The 2257-nt window shown below is 64.9% G+C and carries 1 protein-coding gene and 1 pseudogene; both read left to right on the forward strand.

Features of this window, described 5'->3' with window-relative positions; all coding sequences use genetic code 11:
* Window positions 1-974 (forward strand): annotated as a pseudogene (locus WAW17_RS02190) (terminase); the annotation flags it as partial.
* Between the two features lie 13 nt (window positions 975-987).
* A complete protein-coding gene (locus tag WAW17_RS02195) occupies window positions 988-2208 on the forward strand; it encodes a phage portal protein family protein (protein WP_422331387.1) in 1221 nt (406 codons plus the stop codon).
* Window positions 2209-2257 lie beyond the last annotated feature (49 nt).

Raw genomic sequence — 2257 nt, forward strand, 5'->3', positions numbered from 1 at the left:
TGTCGATCGTGCTGCGCTACCTACGCGCCACCGTGCATCAGTCGCTCGGCTGGCCCGACGGCAACGAGGACGAGGCCGCGCTCGGCATGGCCGATGACCTCACCGAGGAGGACCTCGAAGACGGCGACTCTCTCGGACTGTTCGAATGGTCCGCGCCGCCGAGCTCCTCACGCAACGACCGCATTGGGTGGGCGCACGCCAATCCGTCGATGAACTACACCGAACTTGTCGAGAACGTGATCACCGAACGCGCGATCGCCGCCGCAATGCGGACCGACCCGCCGTCGGTGTTCTTCACCGAGGTGATGTGCCGCTGGATCTCGACGGCAGACGGCGGCCCCTTCCCTGAGGGGAAGTGGGTGGCAACACGGGACAATGATGCGCGCCGCGCATTGTGGGCTCGGCGAGTGCTGGCGATCGACGTCTCATGGGACCGGACGATGGGCTACATCGCCAGAGCTGGCGTCAACACTGACAACGTCCCAGTGGTCGACATTGCCGCGGCCCGCGGCGGCACCGACTGGATTGTGCCGTGGTTGGTCGAGTACCGAGTGCGGTATGACGCTGTGACCTTGCAGGCCAACGGCGCTCCGGTCTCATCGCTGATCGAGGCTATCCGTAACGCGAAGATGCCTGACGGCAAGCCTGCCGACATTCCACTCGTCGAGTGGTCTGGCCCCGACCTCGGCCGCGCCACCGGCATTGCCTACGACGCGGTCGACAAGGGGAAGGTCAAGCACCTGCAGCACCCCGGACTCGACATGGCCGCGGGTACCGCAAGGGCGAAGCCGATGGGTGACTCGTGGGTGATCGATCGAAAGAACTCGCCGGCGGACCCGGCTTCACTGATCGCATTCATCGGCGCCTTGTGGCTACTCGAGCGGGCAGCGGACGACCGGCCCGACCAGACACCCACGCAAGCGGACGCGATCGACCCGTCCGAAATGGACGAACTCATAACCGTCGGATTCTAAGGAGGTGGCCGCGATGGCTGCGAAGGCCGCAACAACACCGACGGCCGAAATCGGCTACATCTCAGGGGATACGAGCTACTGGACTCCCGACCTCGAGACCACCCCCGAGTTGATGTGGCCGCTGTCGATCGAGGTCTACGAGAAGATGGCGCGCCAGGACAGTCAGGTGCGTTCGATCCTGCAGGCGGTAACGCTGCCGGTGCGCCGCACGAAGTGGCGCATAGATCCGAACGGTGCCCGGCCCGAGGTCGTGCAGATGGTGGCAGAGGATCTTCGGCTTCCCGTCAAGGGCAGCGACGTACTGCCGACCGGTCGCGCTCGTGGCCGGTTCTCATTCCCCGAGCACCTTCGGCTCGCGCTGATGATGACGAAGTTCGGTCACATGTTCTTCGAGCAGAACTACCGGATCGACGACGCCGGTTTCGCACGGCTCCGCAAGCTCGCCCCCCGCATGCCGCGCACGATCACCGAGATGAACGTCGCCCGCGACGGTGGGCTCGAGTCGATCCAGCAGAGCGCATCCGACAAGCCGATCCCGGTAACCCAGCTCGTCGCCTATGTGCTCGACGCCGACCCTGGTGACTGGCGTGGGAACTCGGTCCTCCGATCGGCATATAAGAACTGGCTGATCAAAGATCGGCTGTTGCGCGTGCAGGCGCAGACGATCGAACGCAATGGCATGGGCGTCCCGATCTACGAGGCGGGGGAGAAGGACGAACAGTCGCAGCTCGAGGCTGGCAAGAAGATCGCCACCTCATACAAGTCTGGTGCCGCTTCCGGTGCCGCGCTCCCGTACGGCGCGAAGCTGCGACTCCTCGGTGTCGAGGGGAACCTGCCCGACGGGCTGCCCACGATCAACTACCACGACGACCAGATCGCCAAGGCGGTGCTCGCGCACTTCCTCAACCTAGGTAAGCAGACGGGGTCATGGGCGCTCGGTACGACGTTCGCCGATTTCTTCATCTTCTCGCTGCAGACCCTCGGTGATCAGGTGTGCGAGACATTCAACCAGCACGTGGTCGAGGACCTCGTCGACATCAACTGGGGCGAAGACGAACCGGCCCCGCTGGTGGTGTTCGACGAGATCGGATCGCAGTACGCCGCGGTGGCGGACGCGCTGAAGCTCCTCGTCGACGCGGGCCTTCTCGACCCGGACGAAGCGGTCAAGGCCGCGGTGCGTCAGGCGTACAGCCTGCCCGCGAAGTCGGCACCAACTGAAGGAGAATCCGCGTGAAGCCCAATGACCGGCGCATGCGCGCAACCCTGCGCGAGGGTCGCCGCGA

Origin of the sequence: Rhodococcus sp. (in: high G+C Gram-positive bacteria), assembly GCF_049286785.1 — a bacterium.
In the GTDB taxonomy this organism is placed as follows: domain Bacteria; phylum Actinomycetota; class Actinomycetes; order Mycobacteriales; family Mycobacteriaceae; genus Rhodococcus_F.

Coding starts and splice junctions, on each gene's coding strand:
- WAW17_RS02195 (WP_422331387.1), top strand. CDS start 988: ATGGCTGCGAAGGCCGCAACAACACCGACGGCCGAAATCGGCTACATC.